The sequence below is a fragment of the Flavobacterium quisquiliarum genome (assembly GCF_019308285.1).
Lineage (GTDB): Bacteria > Bacteroidota > Bacteroidia > Flavobacteriales > Flavobacteriaceae > Flavobacterium > Flavobacterium quisquiliarum.
Map to the genome: position 1 here is coordinate 246,665 of NZ_WWEM01000012.1, position 22,554 is coordinate 269,218.

The following is a 22,554-nucleotide window of genomic DNA, read 5'->3' on the forward strand; positions in this document are numbered from 1 at the left end:
TACAATGTTTAAAAAAATCAAGAATATCAAATTATTGGTATTGGCGTTCTGCGCTTTTACCTTACAGGTTACGAGTCAAGAAGTTAAATCGAGATTACAAGGCATGGTGGACATTCCGATTCCGGGAGCATCTTTCAGCATGACTTATGATCCAAAAGGCGGACCATTAGAAAACGTTAAAAATATCAGCGGTTATGCTTATGTTTTCAATGATTACAGATGGGAAATTGAAGACCTTAAAATGAAAAAAAATGGCGCTGTTTACAGCGCCGATTTTACAGTTCCAAAAAACTGTGCTTTTATGGCTTTCAAATTCTACGGTAATACCGAAAATGGATTAGTTACCGACACTAATCAAGATACAGGATATATGCTGGTGGCTTTTAAAGAACCAAAAGTAAAAATGCCGGGCGCAGATTTAGCTTGGGCAACTTTTAGAAACAAAGACTTTAACGGTCAGTTTGGCGGTTACTTCAAAGATTTTTCTATTGATGGAGATGCTACAGAATATTGGCTTAAAAAAGAAGTAAAAGATCACGGAGACCGATTTCCAGAGTTTTTTGACACGTACTTTGATGTATTGAAAAAACAAAAACCTGAAAAGTTTCAGGAATTGGGAAGCAAGTTTTTAGCCGATTTCACAAAGAATATGAAAGGACTTCCTGAAGAAGTGTACACAAAAGTACACCACATTTATTTATTCGATTTAAAGAATAAAACAAAGGCAGATTCTCTTGAAACAGTAATCGAAAAACAATTTCCAAAAGGAAGCCATGTAAGATTCAAAGCATACCAAAAAATCATGCCGATTCAGGATGCAGCAGAAAGAAACAAAGTAATTACACAGTTCTTAGCTGATTTTCCAAACAATTCAGAAGTACCGCCTCACCAAAAATATTTTTATGATAACATCACAAAAATGCAGTTTGGCTACTATTTCGAAACGAAAGATTACAAAACCATTTTGGCTATGATTCCAACAATGAATTTTGCTAATTTAAATGATGCTTACCATCAGAATATTTCAAAAGCATTATACTTAAAAGTAGTTGATCCTGCTGTAATCGAAACTATGGCAGTACCAATGATACAGCAGATGCAGCAAAAAGTAAACGACATGTCTTATATGTCAGGACTTTACTGGTCACCAAATCAGGCAACAGAAAATGCAAAAACGCAGCTTAACAACGAATTGGTAATTCAGATTCGTATGTACGATATTTTGAAAAAGTATAAAGAAGTTTTAGAAACATTTGCTTTGCTTCCATTCGAAAAACGTTACGAAAAAGCGAGTATCAACGATATTCACATCAAAGCTTTAGAAGCATTTAACAAACCAATTATTGAAGTTTTAAAAAATGCGGCAAGAGCCAATACTTTATCAGAAGGCGCAACGGCCAAGCTGAAAGAAATCTATTTAAAAGAAGGAAAAAAAGAAGCTGATTTTCCCGCTTATTTAGAGCAATTGAAAAAAGAAAACAAAGCGGAAGAAAAAATCGCCCTGATTGATATCGCAGCTCCTGCAATTAAAGTACAATCAGCTGACGGAAAAACAAAAGAACTGGCTTTAAACAGTGGAAAAATCATTGTAATTGATTTCTGGGCAACCTGGTGCGGGCCTTGTAAAAAAGCGTTTCCGGCAATGCAGCAATTGGTAAACAACTTTAAAGAAGACAAACAAGTTGAAATTTATTTTATAAGCACTCAGGAAACTAAAGAAGGCTACAAGAAAGAAGCTTTGGCATATTTAAAAGAAAAAGGGTTAAAAATCACTACTCATTTTGATTTAGTTAAAAAAGGAGGCGGTACAAATAACGCTTCTTTCAGCCAATATGCTAAAATTTTTAATTCAAGCGGCATCCCTAGAAAAGTAGTGATCAAAGATGGAAAAATCCGTTTTACATCTGAAGGATATTCTGGAAATCCAGGACAATTAGTGGATGAACTTACCAACGTTATCAATACTTTGAAAAACGAATAATTGCTTTTTGAAAATCAAAAAAATATGAAAAAAATAGTTTTACTGTGTACACTCGCTTTGAGTGTACATAGTTTATCTGCACAGAAAAAAGCAGTAGACGAATCAGCTTATCAATCGTGGCAAAGAATTAACTCTAAAGCTTTGTCATACAACGGAAAATGGATGTCGTACAGCACCGTTTTTCAGGATGAGGAAAAAGAAAACAAAAAACAGATCATTATTCAGGAAGCTCCAAAGGGAAAACGTTTGGTTTTAAATGATATTAATGATTTAAAATTCATCGGAAAAAAAGACTGGATTCAGTACAGTAAAAATGATAGTACGCTTTTGCAAAATTTAAAAACAGGAGTTAAAAAACTTTGGAAAAGCAAGCATTACACCAATCCACTTGAAGGAACCGACTTCTTATATTACACTCGTCCTGAATCACCAAAAGGAGCAATCTATTTACAGCGTTTGGTTTGTTATAATTTAGAAAGCAACGACAGTACTTTTGTAAACAATATCAAATCTTCTCGTTTTTTAAAAAACAAATCGATTGTTTATGTGCAAATTGAAAAAGATCAGGTTTTTCTAAAACACGGAGCAATTGGCGGAAAACAAGAAACTATTTACAGCGGAAAAGCTTCTGATTTTGGCGATTTTCAATTAAATGAAAAAGAAAACGGCGGTAGTTTTACTTTAAAAGGTGCTAATAGTGCTGATTTCAACATGGTTTATTATTTTAATTTGAATACTAATAAAAATCATTTTGTATTCAATTATGATGAAATCAATTTGAATAATCCTGATTTTTCTATTTCTAAAGTAGCGTATGGATTAAACGAAAACAGCAATTTCATTACGTTATTAGTAAACTCAAATAAACGTCCTGAAAATACACAGATTGCAAAATCAAATGTAGAAATCTGGAGATCCAATCAGGGAACTATGGAACGCAGACAGGAACTTTTGAGAAATTCTAAAACGCTTCCGAGCGAACAGAAATTCATTTATAATATCCAAGACAAAAAAGTGATCAAAGTGGCTTCAACAGGTGAATTTGATCAGGTTTTAATTCCGGAATCTGGTACTTTTAAAGGTGTTTTTGCGATTGATAAAAAACCGTATGCAGTAGAAACCGATTGGACTTTTAACGAACGCAACGATATATATTGGATTGATGCTACAACAGGAAAATCGACCAAAGTACTGACTGGCGTTTTTGGAAATCCAACTTGGAATCCACAGGGAAGTTTTGCTGTTTATTATGACGAAAAAGAAAAAGTATGGACTGCTTTTGACCCTGCTTCTATGCAGTTTAAAAACATTAGTTCTCAGATTCCTTTTCCACTTTCAGATGATAATGTAGACATGAAATCGGCTAATACAGCTTATGGAATTGCGGGCTGGTTAAACAATGGAAATACAGTAGTTTTATACGATCAGTTTGATTTGTGGGCAATCGATCTTACGAATCAGAAAAAAGCTTATTCGCTGACGCAAGGTTACGGAAGAAAAAACAAAGTGGAACTTCGATACGGAGAAGAAGGCTTTATAGGCAATTTAGACCAAAAGAAAACGGTTACTTTGGTTGGTTTTGATTTTGATCATAAATCTAAAGGCGTTTACCAATTAAACAACAATAATTCGGTAGCAAAAATATTTGCAAACCCGGATTATAGCGTACGAATTGAAGCCGTTTCTGGAGATAATTCAAGTGTTTTGTTTTCAAAATCAAGCTACACCATTTTCCCGGATTTATGGTGGGGAACTTCTACTTTTGGATCACAATCTAAAATGACAGATATCAATCCGCAACAAAAAGAATATGCTTGGGGAACTGCAAAAGTATTGACTTGGAAAAGCTTTAGTGGAAAAGAAAATCAAGGAAACTTATATCTTCCAGACAATTACGACAGTAAAAAAACATATCCCGTAATTGTTCATTTTTATGAAAAACACACTACAGATTTTACTACCTATCAACAACCGGAAGTAAGTTCTTCTAACATTAATATCCCAACCTATTTAAGCAGAGGTTATATCGTATTTCAACCAGATGTGCATTATGTTTACGGAGATGTCGGCAATAGTGTTTACAACGATGTTATGAGCGGAGTCGAATATTTAATTGCAAACGGTATTACTGAAAAAGGTAAAATCGGAATTCAAGGACACAGTTTTGGCGGTTACGAAACTTCTTTCTTAACGACTAAAACAGATCTTTTTACTTGTGCAATTGTAGGTTCAGGCGTAAGCAACTTTACTGCCAATTATCCTGTTATGAGATCGAATGGTATTTCGACTATGTTTAAATACGAAGCCGATCAATACCGTATGGGAAGTTCAATGCACGATAACCTTGACGGATACATCAAAAATTCGCCTTTATTTTCTGCGAAAAACATCAAAACACCAATTTTGATTTTCCATAATGATAATGACCGCGCAGTTCCTTATCAGGAAGGACAATCTTTATTCTTTGCACTTCGTCGTTTAGGAAAACCTGCTTTATTAGTAAACTACAAAAAGGAAGGGCATACTTTAGACGATGCTGCCAACAGAAAAGACTGGACACTCAAAATGCAACAGTATTTTGATTACTACTTAAAAGGTACAGCAAAACCAGACTGGATGTAATTAGAATGCCTTAAAATTAAACGCGGATTAAACGGATTCGCCTTGCGAAAACGCGGATTTACACAGATAAAAACATTTAAAATCCGTTTTATCAGCGTTTTCGCGGAAGCGAATCCGTTTCATCCGTGTTCCATTACAACTGTTTTTGAAGATTTCAAATGAACAGCAGGGACTTGTCATACCCTATTCCAACTAAAATTCAATCAAAAAGAAGAACAACAACGATCAACAATGAAAGCAAAATTAATTTTAGCGCATTTTCTTTTCTTGGGTTTAACTCAGATTTCGGCGCAGTTTAAAACTACTTTTCCACTGCCCAAAGAAGTGGTGCACGGAACGCTTCCTAACGGAATGCAATACTTTATCCTTCACAACGAATGGCCAAAAGACAGAGCCGATTTTTATTTTGTTCAAAATGTCGGGGCGATTCTAGAAAACGACGATCAGGACGGATTAGCGCACTTTCTGGAACATATGGCTTTTAATGGAACAGAACACTTTAAAGGAAAAGGCATAATCAACATGTTGGAAAAACAAGGTGTTTCTTTTGGAAAAGACATCAATGCTTACACCGCTTATGACGAAACTGTTTACAACATCAGCAATGTTCCCGCTGACAACAAAACTTTATTAGATTCCTGCATGTATGTCTTACATGATTGGTCAGGTTCTCTGCTTTTAGCAAATAATGAAATTGATGCTGAAAGAGGCGTAATTCGTGAAGAATGGCGCACTAGAAGAAATGCCGATTACAGAGCTGGAGAAAAAATCGACAAAGTAGTTTTTCAAGGTTCAAAATATGCCAAGCGAAATGTAATTGGAGATTTGAATGTTATCAATAATTTCAAATATCAGGTTTTAAGAGATTATTATAAAAAATGGTATCAACCACAAAATCAGGCTGTCGTGATTGTCGGGGATATCGATGTGGCTTTAATTGAAAAAAGGGTTAAAGAAATTTTCGGTTCGATACCAACTCCAAAGAAAATCAACAAAAGAGAATACGAAAAAATTCCGGTACAAAAAGAAAACCGTTATGTTCTCGCAACGGATAAAGAATTACAGCGTTCGGGGATTTCACTTTCTTACACTATTCCAAAACCTTTGGTGCAAGATGAAGCTGAAATGACCAAAAGCATGCAGGAAAGTTTTGCGATGCAGTTAATGAATATTCGCTTTGGGGAATATATCATCAACAATGAAACGGCGGGATTGTCTTTTGGAGTTTCGAATAACAATCTTTCCAGATTAGACAGTAAATTTTCGCTGAATATTACACCAAAAAAAGGCAAGTTTTTAGAAGCTTTTTCAGAAGCCTACAGAGAATATGAAAGAGCCATTCAAAACGGATTTACACAACAGGAACTAGATCGTTTAAAAACCAAAATGCGAAGCAGTTATGACAATCGTCTGGCAAATAAAGACAAAATCAGCAACGGATCTTGGGCAGAACAATTTCAAATGTATTTCTTAGAAGCCAATCCCGTTATGACAATGGATGAGGAATACAAATGGATGAACAGTTTCTTAGATAAAGTAACATTACAACAAATTAATACTTCTTTTAGAGCTTTAGAACCAAAACAAAACTTAATCTTATCGGTTTCTGCTCCAGAAGATGTTGCAACGAAATTTCCTGACGCAAATGATTATTGGAATGCGATGAAAACCATTTCAAACAGCAAATTAGAACCTTACAAAGAAGAAGAATTAACAGCTTCTTTAGTGAAAGAGGATTTGAAGGAAAAGGCAATTCTAAAAACAAGCGACATTAAAGCATTCGCGAATGCAAAACAATATACTTTGGCAAACGGAGCAAAAGTGATTATATATCCAACTACTTTAAGCAAAGACCAAATTTTATTTTCAGCTTACAGTGCTGGAGGAAATTCGCTTGTGGACTGGCAGGAACTTCCGTCAGCACAGATTGCAACAGCTGTTGCTTCCTATTCTGGATTGGGCGATTATAAGTTTACCGATTTAAAAAAGAAACTTACTGGAAAAACGGCTAGTGTTAGTCCGTATATTGGAGGTTTATACGAAGGTTTTAATGGAAGCAGCAACAAAGAATCATTAACTACTTTATTGCAGTTGACTCACCTTTATTTCCAGCATCCGCGATTTGACACGACTACTTTTGATAAAATCAAAGAACAATATCAAAACAAATTGAACAACGCTCACAACAGCAATGAAAAAGCTTTAAACGATACGATTTCACTTTTGAATACCAATTACAACAAAAGAAATTGGTTATTAAATCAGGATTTTATCAATGCTTTTGATTTGAATAAAGCAAAGAAATTCTACACCGAACGTTTTTCTAATGCAGGAGATTTTACTTTCTTATTTGTTGGAAATATTTCAGAAAAAGACATCGCTTTAATTAATACCTATTTAGGCAATATTTCTTCTGATCCAAAAACAGAAAAATATGTTGATCATAAAATTTTCATGAAAGAAGGAAAGACTGAAAAAACAATTTTCAGAACAATGGATACACCAAAAACAACGGTTTATCTTCATTTGGAAAACAAAGACGTAACCTATTCTAAAAAGAACAAAATCTTAAGTTATATGGTTTCAGAATGGCTGACCAAACGTTATTTGGAAACCATTCGTGAAGAAGAAGGCGGCAGTTATGGCGTTCAGGTTGGAGCAAACTTATCACAGTCTCCTACTCCATTATTTTCATTAGAAATCAATTTTGACTGTAATCCGGATAAAGCAGATGCATTGGTAAAAATTGTTCATGCTGAACTGGCAAGAGTACAGACTGAAAATATTCCTGCCAATATGTTGGAAGATATTAAACAATCTATACTCAAAAATCATCAGGAACAAATTAAAGAGAATAATTACTGGCTGAGCGTGCTGACATCGTATGTTCGAAACGATGAAACACCTTTTGACATGGAACTTCTTAAAAATACATTAAACACAATCACTGCCAAAGATTTAAAGGAATTTACAACAAATGCCTTGAAAAAATCGAACAGCGTAGAAGTGCTGATGAAAGCAAAGTAAGAATCAATTTTAGACCACATTAGTTTCAAGGTTTAAAATATTCTTATCGATTTTTTTATTTTTTTTATTTTAATTAGTTTTTAAAGGCTGTCCACAAGACAGCCTTTATTGCTTTACTACAAAACCATTTTTACTTATATTTGAGAAATTAACTTCCAAAAAGACTTCGCTAAAATGAGCAAAATCAGCACTTACACGCTCGAGCATCATAAAAGTTTGTTTACAGACGAAAACGACAACAAAGACTATTTTTATGTCCAAATCGAAGAGCATCCGTACATTGATATTCCGTATCGAGCTGAAAGTTATGCTATTGAATTTCTGAAAAAAGGAAGCATCGTATTGCAGACACGATTGGATAAAATCGTGATTAAAGCACCAGCAATATTGGCTCTTGGCCCCAATGTTATTAGAAGTTTCAGCAAAGACAGCGAGAGCATTTTAATGGATATTATCTTTTTTAAACCGAAGTTTTTTCTAGAAACTCAAACCAATGTCTTTTTTCTTTCTCAATATGATTTTTTCGAAAACAGTGAAATGCATGTATTTCCTTTGGAGAAAAATTCCAAAACTAAATTCGAACAGCTTTTTAGTTTAATTCAGGAAAATCTTCGAACAAATCATTTTCATCAGGCTTCTATTCTCAGAAGTTATTTGTATGTTTTGATATTTGAACTGGATTCGATGAAAAAAAATCTGCCGCAGAAAGAAATTCAAAATCCTTTGTTTGAAAAATTTAAAGAACTTTTGGTCAAAGATTTTATCCAACATCGTTCTCCATCGTATTATGCGGAAAGTCTAAACGTGACCCGAAAATACCTTTCAGAAGTGATTAAAAATAACAGCGGTAAAACAACCCGCGAATGGATTGATGAAATGGTTATTTTAGAAGCCAAAGTACTGCTTCAGAATAAATCGTTAACCATTAATCAAATCAGTGATACTTTACATTTTTCGAATCAATCAGTTTTTGGAAAATTCTTTAAAAACTACACACAGTTTTCTCCTTTAGAATACCGAAACACTATTTAACAAACCGACTTTCTGACCAACATTTCAGACTTTTTTCCCTTTTCTTACCAAACAAACAATTGCAGTTTTGTATAGAAATTCAATACCTGAAAACATGTCTAAAAAAGCACAATTTGTAGTTATAATACTAGATACAGCTACCGATATGGAAGCTAAAGCCAAAAAGTTTTATTCTAATTTATTTTTATCCGAAGAAATTGGCGAACAATACGTTTCTGAAAAACTTTCTATTTCGGAACTTTTTAAAGTGCAGAATGACTTTAATATTGAAGTTTTGATGATTCATGAAAATGAAACTCCAGCTTCTTTTCTTCAATTAAATTCTTCCCGAATTTTTAATGAAAAAGTCGAGGCTTCAAAACCGATCTGCATGGAACATATCGTTCATTTAAATGTTGAAGAAATTCAGCTGCTTTTTAATCGTGCTGAAGAAATCGCCAAACAAAGAAAACACGATTTTATTTGGGTAAAAATATTTGAATCTGATTTGATTTTGAAGGAAACTTTAATTGAAATGGGCTATATAATATTCAATTATTCTGGAACTGCAGCCGAAAATCTTCCTGTAAAACAACTTTTCTTAAAAAAGGAAATTCATTAAACAAAAAAACCTGCTGAATGCAATTGATCCCAGCAGGTTATTATTATTCTTCAAGCGCCATTAATTCTAATTTAGCTATAATTATAGCTAGATTATCTTCTAACAAAATTTTTCCATCGCGCCATTCTTTTTTATTAGATTCTCTTGAAACCCTAAAAATAAAATCGCCTGTAAAAACATATTCAGTAGTTTCTCTTAAGCCGTTTGCAGTAATTCGTTTTAAAGCTTCTCTTAAATCTACTTTAATTTCAATTCCGTTGCTGAAAAAAACGGTATCAAAACCGTCTCCACTTTTTCCAAATTTATGACCGCGGTATTCGATCAATTTTATAAAAGCATCCATAAATAGTAAAGCCCGATTTATACTGTCAACAGAAACATTTAAATCTAAAATGTTAGATTTAGGTTCATAAATCCCATCATTTAATGATTTACTGATCCAATGTTTTTCTGTTGCTGTTACAATAGCAACAGGCTTTTTCAGCTTTTTAGAAACTTGTAAAGGTGCGTTTTCGTCACTTTTTATTTTTCCAGCCAATTCTTGTAAAGGTGTGGGTTTAGAAGTAGTTCTAAACTGCATTTCGTACCTTTTTTTGAAAATACTAATTTCATTATTTCCTTTATAGTCTAAAGTTAATTTTGGAGTATTTATTCGCTTGTATTCAGGTCTAGTCCAATGTTTGGTTTTAGGAAGCGGAATTTCCAATTTAGTACAAGCATTTTTGATTCCCATCGTAGAAATTTCATAATGTTTTGCAATTTGTACAAGCGGAAATTTCCAAACTAAATCATAAAGTTCTGAACGGGTAAAAGTAATTTTGTCCATCTCAGTAATTCAAAATCAATTAAAACACAAATTCACTACCTCTGAAGTTTCCGTACAGAGATAGTGAATTGTAATAAATTATTGGCTTCTACTCTACACCGCCTCCTAAGGCACGGTATAGATTAATTGCCGCATTTAGTTTTTCTAGTTTTATGGTCACTACATCAAGATCATTTTGCAGCGAACTATTTTGAGCTGTTATCACTTCTAAATAATTGGCCATACCACTTTTGTAAAGTAATGAAGCATCAGAAGTGGCTTTATCTAAAGATGTCGCTTTTTCTTTAGCCAAAACAATTCTTTCATCAGCATATTTTAATCTTGACATTGCATCGTTTACTTCGCCAACAGCTGTAATAAAAGACTGTTTAAACTGAATTGCTGCTTTTTCCTGTTCTAAAACCGCCACTTCATAAGCCGTTCGTAATGCTTTTTTTCTGAAAATAGGCTGCGCTAGATTTGCTGCAATAGTTTTAGTAATCGATCCTGGGAAATCAAACCATTTTTCAAATTCGAATGAATTCACTCCAATCCACGGATTTAAACTTAAAGCTGGATACATCGCTGCTTTTGACAAACCTGTTTTTGCTGTGGCAGACATTACAGCATATTCGCTTGCTTTTACATCTGGTCTTCGGCTTAAAAGTGAAACTGGAATTCCTGTTGGAAAAACAACATTTATCTCAGCTGCATCAATATTTCCTGCACGTTCAATACTATTTGGATATTCGCCGCACAAAATCTGCAAAGCATTTTCTTGAACTGCAATATTCGCTTTCGCTAAAGGCACTAATAATTCGGCTGTTTTCTTTTGTGCTTCTGTTTGGTTTACTGCCAAAGAACTTATGGAACCCGAATTGTACTGCAGCTTCATCATATCCAAAGTACTAGTGCTCAATTCAATATTTTTCTCTGCAATTTTCAGCTGTTCGTCTAAACCTAAAAGATTGTAATAAGCCTGTGCAACCTGAACAATAATTCTGGTTTTTAATGCCGAAAGATTTTCTTTCTGAGCGAAATAAGCTGCTTTAGCATCTCTTTTCTGCATGGCTGCTTTTCCCCAAATATCTACTTCCCAAGACATACGAAGGTTAGCACTGTAATCGTCCATATAATCTTTACCAATAAACTGAGCGCTTAATGAGCCGTTTAAAGAGTTTTTTGATTGATACGAACGGCTTGCTCCTGCATCAAAATCAAGTGTTGGAAGTAAGGACAGCTTGGCTTGTTTGTAACTAAGGTCAAGCTGTTCCATACTTTTCACTGCAACAAGCACCTCGTTGTTTTTAACGAGGGCTTTTTCAATCAAATTAACCAACAAAGGATCTTTGTAATAGCTTTTCCACGGCAGTAAAACCGTGTCTGCCGTAACCGCAATTTCTTCACGGTATTTTTCCGGCACTTTTAAATCTTCTCTGGAATATTTTTTTCCTACCACACATGAAGTCATCACGGTTCCAGTAAGTAAAACAATTCCAATTTTATATAGTGTTTTCATTATTATTCTTTTATCGTTTGAACTTCAACTGCAATTTTCTTTCCTGATACTTTTTCTTGTAAATACTGGAATACAATAAAAAGCAGCGGAATCACGAAAATTCCCAAAATAACACCACTCAACATCCCGATTGAAGCACTGACACTAATCGATCTGTTTCCGACAGCAGTTCCTCCAGAAGCAAACATCAACGGAATCATTCCTACAATAAAGGCAAGCGAAGTCATGATAATTGGTCGAAGCCTTGATCTTGCCCCCTCAATCGAGGCTTCGACAATACTTAAACCTGAAAGGCGTCTTTGAAGTGCAAATTCCACAATCAAGATGGCATTTTTGGCGAGCAATCCGACCAACATGATTAATCCGACCTGAACATAAATGTTATTATCTAAACCAACTGCTTTTACTCCAGCGAAAGCTCCTAAAATTCCTGTCGGAATTGAAAGTAAAACGGCCAATGGCAACAAATAACTTTCATATTGCGCAGCCAATAAGAAGAATACAAACAAAAGACATAATCCAAAAATGGCGATAGTCTGGTTTCCTCCTGCTTTTTCTTCCAAACTTAAACCTGTCCATTCGTAACTGTAATCGGCAGGAAGTTTATCTAAAACTTGTTCTAAATTCCCCATAATCTGACCGTTACTATAACCTGGCAATGCCATTGCAGTAATATTTACCGAATTATAAAGGTTATATCGGTTTACCGATTCTGGCCCATACACTTTATGGAATTTCACAATTGATTTTACAGGAACCATCTGCATATCCGCATTTCTAACGAAAATCTCATTAAACGCATCCTGATCCATTCTGAAAATTCCATCAGCTTTTACATTCACTCTGTAGAACTTCCCAAATCTTGTAAAATCTGAAGATTGATCTCCAGCAAAATAGGTCTGAATGTTGCCTAAAAGGTCTTTTACATTCACTCCCATTTGACGGGCTTTATCTTCATCAACTTCCAATTCTAACTGCGGATAATCGGCTCTAAAAGTCGTATACGCATATTGAACGCCCGGTTGCTGCATAATTTGTCCGATAACTTTATCCGACATTGCTTTTAAAACTTCTGGACTTCTAGCCATTCTGTCCTGCAACACAATTTCAGCACCGCTCGTTACACCAAATCCTTCAACAGACGGCATTCTGAATACCATAATCGAACCTTCTTTAATTGTCGATAATTTGCCTGTAACACTGTTCAAAATTTCATCAATATCTTTAACAGCACCTCTTTCTTTTTTAGGTTTTAATTTGATAAATCCTAATCCGTAAGCTGTACTGGCACTGTTACTCAAAATATTAAATCCGGTAATACTGGTATTGACATCAATTGCTTCTTCAGTTTCCAAGATTTTCTCCATTCTCTCCACTACTTCAGTCGTACGATCAAGGGCTGTTCCTGGAGGCATTGATAAACTGTACACCATGAATCCGTCATCTTCTAACGGAACGAAACTTTTTGGCGTTGACATCATCATATAAACCGCAAGAGCTGTTATCCCTGTTACCAATCCTGCTGCGATCCATTTTCTTCCGATAAGGAAACGAACGCCTTTGATATATCTTCCCGTAAAATTGTTGAAGCTTGTATTAAATCCAATGAAAAAACGATCTTTAAAACTCGTCTTATGCTCGTGATTTCCATGTTTATCTCCATGATTTTTTAGCAGAAGCGCGCATAATGCAGGAGTTAACGTCAAGGCATTTACAGCCGAGATAATAATCGCAATCGCTAATGTATAAGCAAATTGTTTATAGAAAATCCCTGAAGATCCCGTCATGAATCCAATCGGAATAAATACCGCCGACATGACCAAAGTAATCGAAACTACAGCTCCCGTAATTTCTGCCATGGCACCGTGAGTCGCTTCTTTGGCTGAAATTCCTGCATCTTCTTCCATTTTACTGTGAACCGCTTCGACGACCACAATCGCATCATCAACTACAATTCCAATTGCCAGTACCAAAGCGAAAAGCGTTAGAATATTAATGGTAAATCCAAAAACCAATAAAAAGAAAAACGTTCCTACAATCGCTACTGGTACTGCAATAGCTGGAATTATCGTCGAGCGAATGTCTTGCAGGAATATAAATACTACAATAAATACCAGAATAAAAGCTTCAAACAAAGTCGATTTTACTTGTCCTGTTGCTTCGTCCAGACGTTCTTTGGTACTCATTACGTTAACGTATTTAATACCGGGAGGAAAAGATTTAGACAATCTTTCCACTTCTTTATTAATCCCTATTTCAATATCGTTTGCATTCGAACCCGAAGTTTGTAAAATTGCCATCGTCACAGCATTTTTACTATTCGATTTGTTGTCTCCGCTATACGAAATAGAACCAAATTCTACTCGCGCAACATCTTTTAATCTTAGAACATTACTTCCGTTATTTTTAACCACAATATTTTCATACTGCTCTGGTTTGTTCTTTTTTCCTTTGTAACGAATTACATATTCTAAAGCGGCTTTGGATTCTTCTCCCAATTTCCCTGGAGCCGATTCTAAACTCTGTTCTGCAATGGCCTGCGTAACATCTGAAGGAACTAAACCTGCATTCGCCATTTTACGTGGATCAAGCCAGATTCGCATCGAATAATCTTTTTGTCCAAAAATTTGAACCTGTCCAACTCCGGGCACACGTTTCATTTGAGGCACTAAGTTGATATTGGCATAATTCTGCAAAAACAACTCGTCATATTTAGCATTATCTTCTGTATATAAGTTGAAGATAACAATCATACTATTTTGCTGTTTCGAAGTTGTAAGTCCCATACGAACCACTTCCTGCGGTAATTTTGGCGTAGCCTGCTGTACTCTATTCTGTACGTTTACCGCAGCCTGATCTGGATCAACGCCTTGTTTAAAAATAACGCTGATCGAAAATGATCCATCATTGCTAGCAGTCGATTTAATGTACTGCATATTTTCAACTCCGTTAATCTGTTCTTCTAATGGCGTTACCACAGAACGAATAACGGTTTCACTATTTCCTCCTGGATATGAACCGCTTACCATTACAGTTGGCGGTGAAATATCTGGAAATCTCGTTACCGATAATCTCGTAAGACCTATAATCCCCAAGATTACCAATACAATAGAGATAACTGTGGCCAATACCGGCCTGTCTATTATTTTTTTTAACATGGAAAATGTTATTATTATATGTTTAAATCAAAAATTATTTGCTGCTTACGGCTTTTCCAGCGGTTTTAGGAACCACTTCCATGCTGTCATAAAGAACATCAATAGAGTTTAAAGCTACTTTGTCTCCAGATTGTAATCCAGCTTTTACGAAGTAATCTGATCCAGCGCTTCCAGCAATTTCGATTGGAACCATCGCTACTTTGTTTCCTTCTTTTAAAACAAAGACGAAAAATTTATCCTGAATGTCTTTTACACTTGCCATTGGCACTGTAATTACAGATGACAAACTTTTGTTCAATACAATTCTTGCTGAACCTCCAGAACGCAATATCTTTTTCGGATTTGGGAAAATGGCTTTTAAAGCAATTGTTCCCGTTGCACGATCAATGTTTCCGCTGGCTACTTCCAATTTTCCTTTTTGATCGTATTCGCTGTCATCAGCCATAATTAAACTTACGGTTTGATTGGCCTTTGAATCTTTAGAAAAAGCTAAGTAATCTGCTTCTGTCAAAGAGAAATAAACAAATACATTGTTGATTTCAGAAAGTGTTGTTAAAGGAACAGCATCATTTGGTGTTACTAAATTTCCAACTCGGTTTGGAATACGGCTAATATAGCCGCTTACAGGAGCTTTAATCAAAGAGAAATCGGCATTTAACTGAGATGATCCTAAAGCGGCTTTAGCCTGTGCTACTTGTGCTGTCGCAGCTTCTAAATTGGCCTGCGCTGTTTTTAACTGCATGTCAGAGAAAACTTTTCCGTCCACAAGCGGTTTGATTTTTTCTACTTCCAATTTGGCATTGGATTGGTTCGCCAAAGCACTTTTGTAAGCGGCACGGCTGTTGTTTACCTGCTCGGCATATACATCGCCTTTAATTTTAAAAAGAGATTGTCCTTTGTTTACATAATCTCCTTCTTTGACATAAATAGCTTCAAGATATCCTGAAACCTGTGCTTTTATATCAACATTTACAGTTCCTTCGACTGTTGCTGGATATTTTTTTTCCACATCTCCTGTTACTGAAGCGGTCTGCAGAAAGTCAACTTCTGGCTTTGGAGGTGCCATCTGCCCATCTGCACTTTTCCCACACGAAGCGAGAGAAATGATTATCAATAAAACTGCAATCCTGCCAATTGCCTTGTTATTTTGAAAAAACTGTTTTGTCATTTTACTTTTCATTTTAAATGAATTACCTCAAATTTGGCAGCAAAATAACGGCTGAAAACAGCTTTTTTAGGGTAGAAATTTACCCAAACGGCATTTTTTGATACTGAAACGTATGGGGTGTTTTTGCCACGAAGGCGCTAGGGTACAAAGTTTTTTAGCCACGAATTCACGAATTTTCTTTAATTAAATTTTCTGCTAATGATTAAAAGAATTAAAAAAGATTTTTTTCTTACAGATTGTGCAGATTTAATCTCGCAAAGGCACAGAGTCGCAAAGTTTTTTTTGCCAAAGATTAAAGGATTAAAAAGGATTTTTTTACGCACTGTTTTGTCATCCTGACGTAGGAAGGATCACACTAGAAACTCCGCAAAGTTTTTCACGCAGATTTTGCAGATTAAAGCAGATTTTTTTCACACAGTTTGTCATCCTGACGAAGGAAGGATCACACTAGAAACTCGACAAAGATTGTACCCCTCACTTTGCGAAATTGCGAGTGTGATCCTTCGTCAGGATGATGAAAAAAAAGTAAACAAACTCTTCGTCAGAAAAGAAAAAAACCTATGTACCTCTGTCACTTTGCCACTTTGAAACTAAAACCTTAGCGTCTTAGTGCCTTTCCGGCAAAAAAAACTTAGCATCTTAGCATCTCAGAACCTTAGTAACTTATCTATCCATCCACTGTTTAAAAAACGGTGTCTTCTCGCGACTGATAATTACTTCGCGTTCGGGATCAAGTTTCAGTTGGATTTTAAGTTTTGCGTTGAAGTAATTCGCAATAGATTTAATGCTTTCCGCACGAATGAAGAATTGTCGGTTTGCCCTAAAAAAGATATTAGGATCTAATTCCTGCTCCAGTTCTTCCATCGTTTGTGGAATTGAGATAATTGTTCCCGATTTTAGGAATAAATTACTGGTTTTAAACTCCGAATAAATGAAGTCAATATCAGAAACATCTACACTTTTATAACCATCACGATAGGTTACTAAGAAACGTAATCTGTAAATGGGTTTATGAATAAGTTCTTTTAGAATTCCAGTTATATTGGTAACGCTTGTTTCGGTTTTAGATAAGGATTTGAATTTGGATAAAGCAAATTCTAATTCGGCTTTATCAATTGGTTTCATCAAGTAATCGATGCTGTTGACTTTAAAAGCACGAATCGCATATTCGTCATAAGCTGTAGTGAAAATAACGGGACAAGTGATATTGATTTCATCAAAAATTGAAAAACTCAATCCATCGGCTAGGCGAATATCCAATGTAATTAAATCGGGTGCAGGATTTGATTTCAACCAAGCAACAGTGTCGACAACAGTATCAATAATTCCTAAAATTTGACAATTAGGTTCAAGTTCTTCCAGCAGTCTTTTTAAACGACTGGCGTTTATACTTTCATCTTCTACAATTAAAATTTTCATAACACTTCAATTAATGGCAGACGTACTTCATAAAAGTCCTTTGATTCTTTGAAAACGGGCATTTTTTCAGATAAAATCTTATAACGAAACTCAATGTTTTTGTTCCCAATTCCGGTAGAAACCAGACTTTTTCCTGCTGTTCGCTGCAAATTGTTTCGGACAATAATATCATTCGAATCACAAAAAACAGAAATAGTCAATGGATTGGCTAAAGTTGCCATATTATGTTTTACAGCATTTTCAACCAATAACTGTAATGTTAAGGGAGGTAAATGCAGCGACAAACAAGAAGGTTCAAGGTCAATTTTAAGATCGATTTTATCGCCGAGTCTTTTCTTTAGCAGATAAAAATAAGCGTTTAGGAATTCAATTTCTTCTTTTACAGTAATAGTGTCTTTATTCGAGTTTGAAATCATATAACGATATACTCTCGTAATATTTTCTAAAAACGATGCCGCTTCTTTTTGATCTTCATAAATCAGCTCAGTCAAGGTGCTGAAATTATTAAAAACAAAATGCGGATCTAACTGCATTTTTAAGGATTCCAGTTTTGAACGCGTTACGGCTTCCTGAAGTTCAGAAGCTTTAATTTTTAATTCGGCTGTTTCTATAGCATTTACACGCCAACGATTTAAAAGAAATATACCGGTATGAATGGCGCTGATAAAAAGAGAAATAATGGCGGCCATAATTTTGGACTGCCAAATGGTAACTAAATCATTTTCTTCTAAAGCTGTGCAAGGGTATAAATAGTCCCATAAACAGGAAAAAAAGTAATTTAAAAGTATATTTCCGGCAATTAAACAGATAAACTGCGCTATTGCTCTAAAGAAGGGATTTTGTTCCCAGCGTATATAGTTGTTTAATTTTCTGCCAACAAAAAGCGTCAGCTCTGTAAGAATGGCGCAGTACAGTAAAATGATAAAAATATCAAAAGTCTGATCCAAATCCAGCAAACTTTCTTCTTTAAAATTTCTGTAGGGATTTAAGAAGTAATAAGAAGACAAATACACTAAAAAAACCGCAGGAATTACTATAACTCTGTAATATTTATAGAAAAAGTTTTTCCCTGATTTTTTATTTTGTTTCTGTCTTCCCATTAAATCATCTCTATTTTGAATCGAAAATCTGCTCAGCTCGATTTAGTGTGCCACCAGAACTTCTTCTGCTTTCGAATCTTTAGTTTTTTGAACTGTTTTTTTTTCACGCATCACTCCCCATTTCAAACAAGTAGCTCCCCATGAAAATCCAGCGCCAAAAGTGGTAATCAATAAGTTTTGACCTTCTTTAAAATCTTCTTGAAAGTCCCATAAACACAACGGAACTGTTGCAGAAGTGGTATTTCCGTAACGTTCGATATTTACTTTTACTTTAGAAGCCTCAATATTTAAACTTTCTCCAACGGCATTGATAATTCTTAAGTTTGCCTGATGCGGAATTACCCAGTCAATTTCGTCTGACTGTAATCCATTTTTTACCAAAGCATCTTGTGAAACCTGTCCCATTGAAGCCACCGCTCTTTTAAATACAAAAGCACCGTCTTGTTTTAAATAATGTGTTCTGTGCAATAAGCTCTGCATAGAAGTTGGGTTTCTTGAACCTCCAGCTGGAACAGCCAAAGAAGAGGTACCGCTTCCGTCTGTTTTCAAAATGGTTTTCATTAAACCATTTTCAGATTCTGTTCTTTCTAGTAAAACCGCTCCTGCTCCATCTCCGAAAAGGATACAAGTATTACGGTCTTCATAATCTACGATCGAACTCATTTTGTCTGCTCCAACAATAATTAATTTGCTGTAACGGCCGCTTTCGATCATGTTTGCTCCCATTTCCAGCGCGTATAAAAATCCGCTGCAGGCTGCATTCATATCAATTCCAAAAGCATTTGTAAGGCCGCTTTTCTCGCAAACAATACTGGCAGTTGGCGCCAAAATGTGATCGGGAGTTGCTGTTGCAACAAGCAAAGCTTCAATTTCGCCACGATCTACATTATAATTTTCAATTAGGTTTTCAATCGCAGCAGCGGCAAGATCAGAAGTTGCCGTATCGTCGTCTGCGATTCTTCGTTCTTTAATTCCAGTTCTTTTTACAATCCATTCGTCAGATGTATCAACAGTCTCCGAAATCATTTTATTGGTAAGGATTGATGATGGCACAAAACCACCTATAGCTGTTATTACTGCATTCATGTTTTTAGTTTTTTTAACGGATACAAAAATAACACTAATAATTTGGAAACGACAACAATGGTATATCTAATCCTGCAGCTAATATTCTAGTTTTACTTTTATGTACCAAAGAATCCCAAAAACCATACTTTTGAGGCACCATAATTAAGATATCTGCTTCATAATTCGTAATTTCTTTCTTAATTTCGTTAATAACTGCATTTGACCTTACTGTTTTATAAAGGTATTTCACGTCTTCAAACTCCTTTTCAATGTTCGAATTCATCAAAATCCTGTGCTGTTCTTCTTTTAAATCGTCCAATTTTTCATCTACACTGAAAAATTCAATTTCTGCTCCAAGCTCTCCCAAAGTATTTTTGATCCAGCTGAATTTTTTAATTGCCGAAAAACTTAAACTATCACAGGCATAAAGCACTTTTTGAATATTTTGAAAACGTGCTTTTCCTGGAACAGCCAATACTGGAATATGCAGATTTTTGATGGCCGAAGTTGTTGAATTCCCTAATAATTCTTGTTCAAAAGAACGTTCGGCCATTCCCATTACCACTACATCTGCCTTCGTTTCATCAATAATACGAGGCAATTCGTCTTCTAAAAAAGAATAGGTGCAAATCGATTCCGTTTCAATTTTAAAGGAATCAGCTATTTCTTTTGCTAAAGTTTCCAATCTTGAAATTGCTTTTTCAATCTGCTTCTGCATCGCATCTGCTGTAATATGCGAATTGGCGCTGTGAACACTCAAAGAGAATGAATTAAATAAAACTAATTTTGCTCCTGTGGTCTTGGCAAGTCCTGCAGCATAATTTACTGCATTGCTAGCAATTGCAGAAAAATTGGTCGCGGCGATTATAGTTAGTTGTGGAATCATATAATAGTAATTAAACTTTTTTTCGCAAAATTGGCTAATTAAACACTTGTTTAAATTTTTAAATTACTGAAAGATCATTTTTTAAGACCCAACCGTAAAATTTCGTTTCCGAAAATACTGGCTTTGCCTTTTTGTTTATTATTTTAAAAACGGCTAATTAAGTTTAATATAGCGGCATTATATAAAAAAATAGAAGAGAAATTAGTAATTTAGACGACTGTCACACTACGTCTTTAGCACTTATTAAAAATCTAAAATCATGGAAAATTCTGCTGTAAATGAAGCACTAATCACAGATTTGCTTACAAATTATTTTAACGGAATTTATAATGGAGATGTTCCTTTGCTGCAAAGTGTTTTTCATCCACAGGCAATCATTGGTTTTGATATTAAAGGAGACACTCATTTTAAAACCATTAATCAATACTTAGAAGGTGTAAAAAACCGTAAAAGTCCGCATGAACTGGGAGAAGAATTTAAAATGAAAATCCTATCTTTAGATATCATCAATAACACAGCTGTGGCAAAAGTACAGGTACCAATATTTGAATTTGATTATTATGACCTGTTAAGTCTCATTGTTGTGGATGGAAAATGGGTGATCAGCAATAAATTAGCCACTAAAGTAAATTAAAAATACAATGTGGAATTCCACCAAAATAACAAAATTACTAGGTATTGAATATCCAATTTTACAAGGCCCAATGGGCGGTGGTTTCTCGACTGCTTCTCTATTGGCTGTCGTAAGCAATTCGGGCGGATTAGGAAGTTTTGGCGCTTATACTTTAACTCCAGATGAAATTCGCGAAGCTGGAAAAGAGATTCAACTCGCAACCTCCAAACCTTATAATATCAATTTATGGGTAAATGACGCTGATAAAAGCCTCGAAAATTATGCACCAGAAAAACTGGAAAAAGTCAAACTGCTTTTTAAACCTTATTTTGATGAATTAGGAATTCCGCTTCCTGATCTTTCTACTGCTATTCCTTCAAAATTTGAAAAACAAGTAGAAGTACTATTCGAATTGAAGCCCGCTGTTTTTAGTTTTATTTTTGGAATTCCATCCAAAGAAATCCTGAAAGAAAGTAAAAAGTTAGGAATAAAAACTATCGGCGCAGCCACAACTTTAGAAGAAGCGCTTGCTCTCGAAGATGCTGAAGTCGATGCCATTGTTGCCGCAGGATTTGAAGCCGGCGGACACAGACCATCATTCCTAAAACCTGCACAAGATTCTTTTACTGGCTTGTTTACATTGATACAACAGCTCAAAGCCAAAACCAAAACACCAATAATTGCCGCTGGGGGAATTATCGATGCAAAAGGAATAAAAGCCGCTATGACTTTAGGAGCCGATGCCGTACAGCTAGGAACCGCTTTTATGGTTACCGACGAATCTGCAGCTTTAGACATTCATAAAGAAATCATTTTTAATCATCCAAATGCAACAACTACAGTTTCCAAATTAATGACTGGAAGAATGGGCAGAATGATACCTAACAAAATTACGGAGAATGTTTCTGTAGAAACCGAAGTACTTCCTTTTCCGCTTCAAACCCGACTAATGGCCACTTTAAAAACAGCCGCTTTGAACCAAGGAAGAACTGATTTGGTTAATTTTTGGTCAGGACAAAATACAGGCAACTTAAAATATCATAAAACCAGCGAATTGATGCAAGCTTTAATTGCTGAAATGTCTGCATAGTTTTTTTTAACCGCAAAGTACGCTAGTTTTTTTTGTCTTTGATTGTGTTTTTAAGTTCGCAAAGCTTTGTCTTTTATAATCTAGAGTCGTAAAAGATTTTGTTTAACGCAGATTTTGCAGATTTAATTTTAATATTTAAAATCTGCACCGATCTGCTTAAATCATTTTAAATCTGCGTGAAATTAACCTTTATAACTTCGCAAGATTAAAAAAAAATTAGCCACAAAACTTTATTACGTCTACTGAGAACTTTGCGAACTTAAAATCTTCAGCATTTATATAAAAAAAACTTAGCGCACTTTGCGGTAAAAAAATTAAACATTCAAAGTTCTCATTATCCACAAAGCTTTGCGAACTTAAAAATCTCCAGCATTTATATAAAAAAGAATCTTAGCGTACTTTGCGGTAAAAAAATTAAACATTCAAAGTTCTCATTATCCACAAAGCTTTGCGAACTTAAAAATC

Annotated in this window: 15 protein-coding genes; 7 read left to right on the forward strand and 8 right to left on the reverse strand. The window is 35.0% G+C overall.

The genetic code is table 11. The features are described from left to right. Positions 1 to 4: 4 nt before the first annotated feature. From GSY47_RS04815 to GSY47_RS04835, 5 genes are all read left to right on the forward strand, one after another. Positions 5 to 1,981 carry a TlpA family protein disulfide reductase gene (locus GSY47_RS04815; protein ID WP_179003599.1) on the forward strand — a complete coding sequence of 659 codons (1,977 nt, stop codon included), beginning with the start codon at positions 5 to 7 and terminating at the stop codon, positions 1,979 to 1,981. A 24-nt stretch (positions 1,982 to 2,005) separates the two neighbouring features. Continuing rightward, complete coding sequence (locus tag GSY47_RS04820; RefSeq protein WP_179003598.1) at positions 2,006 to 4,603, forward strand: alpha/beta hydrolase family protein; 2,598 nt, start codon at positions 2,006 to 2,008, stop codon at positions 4,601 to 4,603. A gap of 231 nt (positions 4,604 to 4,834) precedes the next feature. Beyond that, positions 4,835 to 7,630 (forward strand): M16 family metallopeptidase, encoded by a 2,796-nt coding sequence (locus GSY47_RS04825; protein WP_179003597.1) that lies wholly within the window; start codon positions 4,835 to 4,837, stop codon positions 7,628 to 7,630. A 174-nt stretch (positions 7,631 to 7,804) separates the two neighbouring features. Next, entirely contained in the window at positions 7,805 to 8,662 is an 858-nt protein-coding gene (locus GSY47_RS04830) for a helix-turn-helix domain-containing protein (protein ID WP_179003596.1), read from the forward strand. 94 nt (positions 8,663 to 8,756) lie between these two features. Beyond that, on the forward strand, positions 8,757 to 9,263 hold the full coding sequence (locus GSY47_RS04835; RefSeq protein WP_179003595.1) for a hypothetical protein: 507 nt from the start codon (positions 8,757 to 8,759) through the stop codon (positions 9,261 to 9,263). Between the two features lie 43 nt (positions 9,264 to 9,306). Here GSY47_RS04835 and GSY47_RS04840 read toward each other — a convergent pair whose 3' ends face one another. From GSY47_RS04840 to GSY47_RS04875, 8 genes are all read right to left on the reverse strand, one after another. Then, positions 9,307 to 10,089 carry a hypothetical protein gene (locus tag GSY47_RS04840; protein WP_179003594.1) on the reverse strand — a complete coding sequence of 261 codons (783 nt, stop codon included), beginning with the start codon at positions 10,087 to 10,089 and terminating at the stop codon, positions 9,307 to 9,309. A gap of 88 nt (positions 10,090 to 10,177) precedes the next feature. Beyond that, positions 10,178 to 11,587, reverse strand: a complete 1,410-nt coding sequence (locus GSY47_RS04845) for an efflux transporter outer membrane subunit (protein ID WP_219071132.1) — start codon at positions 11,585 to 11,587, stop codon at positions 10,178 to 10,180. A 2-nt stretch (positions 11,588 to 11,589) separates the two neighbouring features. Next, entirely contained in the window at positions 11,590 to 14,745 is a 3,156-nt protein-coding gene (locus tag GSY47_RS04850) for an efflux RND transporter permease subunit (protein WP_219071133.1), read from the reverse strand. A gap of 34 nt (positions 14,746 to 14,779) precedes the next feature. Beyond that, positions 14,780 to 15,913 (reverse strand): efflux RND transporter periplasmic adaptor subunit, encoded by a 1,134-nt coding sequence (locus GSY47_RS04855; RefSeq protein WP_179003591.1) that lies wholly within the window; start codon positions 15,911 to 15,913, stop codon positions 14,780 to 14,782. A gap of 663 nt (positions 15,914 to 16,576) precedes the next feature. Beyond that, complete coding sequence (locus GSY47_RS04860) at positions 16,577 to 17,332, reverse strand: LytR/AlgR family response regulator transcription factor (RefSeq protein WP_179003590.1); 756 nt, start codon at positions 17,330 to 17,332, stop codon at positions 16,577 to 16,579. Continuing rightward, complete coding sequence (locus GSY47_RS04865) at positions 17,329 to 18,432, reverse strand: sensor histidine kinase (RefSeq protein WP_179003589.1); 1,104 nt, start codon at positions 18,430 to 18,432, stop codon at positions 17,329 to 17,331. Before GSY47_RS04865 ends, GSY47_RS04860 begins: the two co-directional genes overlap by 4 nt. Before the next feature lie 42 nt (positions 18,433 to 18,474). Further along, positions 18,475 to 19,518, reverse strand: a complete 1,044-nt coding sequence (locus tag GSY47_RS04870; protein ID WP_179003588.1) for a beta-ketoacyl-ACP synthase III — start codon at positions 19,516 to 19,518, stop codon at positions 18,475 to 18,477. Between the two features lie 34 nt (positions 19,519 to 19,552). Then, the gene (locus GSY47_RS04875) at positions 19,553 to 20,386 is read right to left on the reverse strand and encodes a universal stress protein (RefSeq protein WP_179003587.1); all 834 of its coding nucleotides are present in this window, start codon (positions 20,384 to 20,386) and stop codon (positions 19,553 to 19,555) included. 259 nt (positions 20,387 to 20,645) lie between these two features. On the opposite strand from GSY47_RS04875, the gene GSY47_RS04880 reads away from it, so the two are divergent. Both GSY47_RS04880 and GSY47_RS04885 read left to right on the forward strand, forming a co-directional pair. Next, positions 20,646 to 21,020, forward strand: a complete 375-nt coding sequence (locus tag GSY47_RS04880) for a nuclear transport factor 2 family protein (protein ID WP_179003586.1) — start codon at positions 20,646 to 20,648, stop codon at positions 21,018 to 21,020. 7 nt (positions 21,021 to 21,027) lie between these two features. Beyond that, positions 21,028 to 22,089 (forward strand): NAD(P)H-dependent flavin oxidoreductase, encoded by a 1,062-nt coding sequence (locus GSY47_RS04885; RefSeq protein WP_179003585.1) that lies wholly within the window; start codon positions 21,028 to 21,030, stop codon positions 22,087 to 22,089. The last annotated feature ends 465 nt before the right edge of the window (positions 22,090 to 22,554 follow it).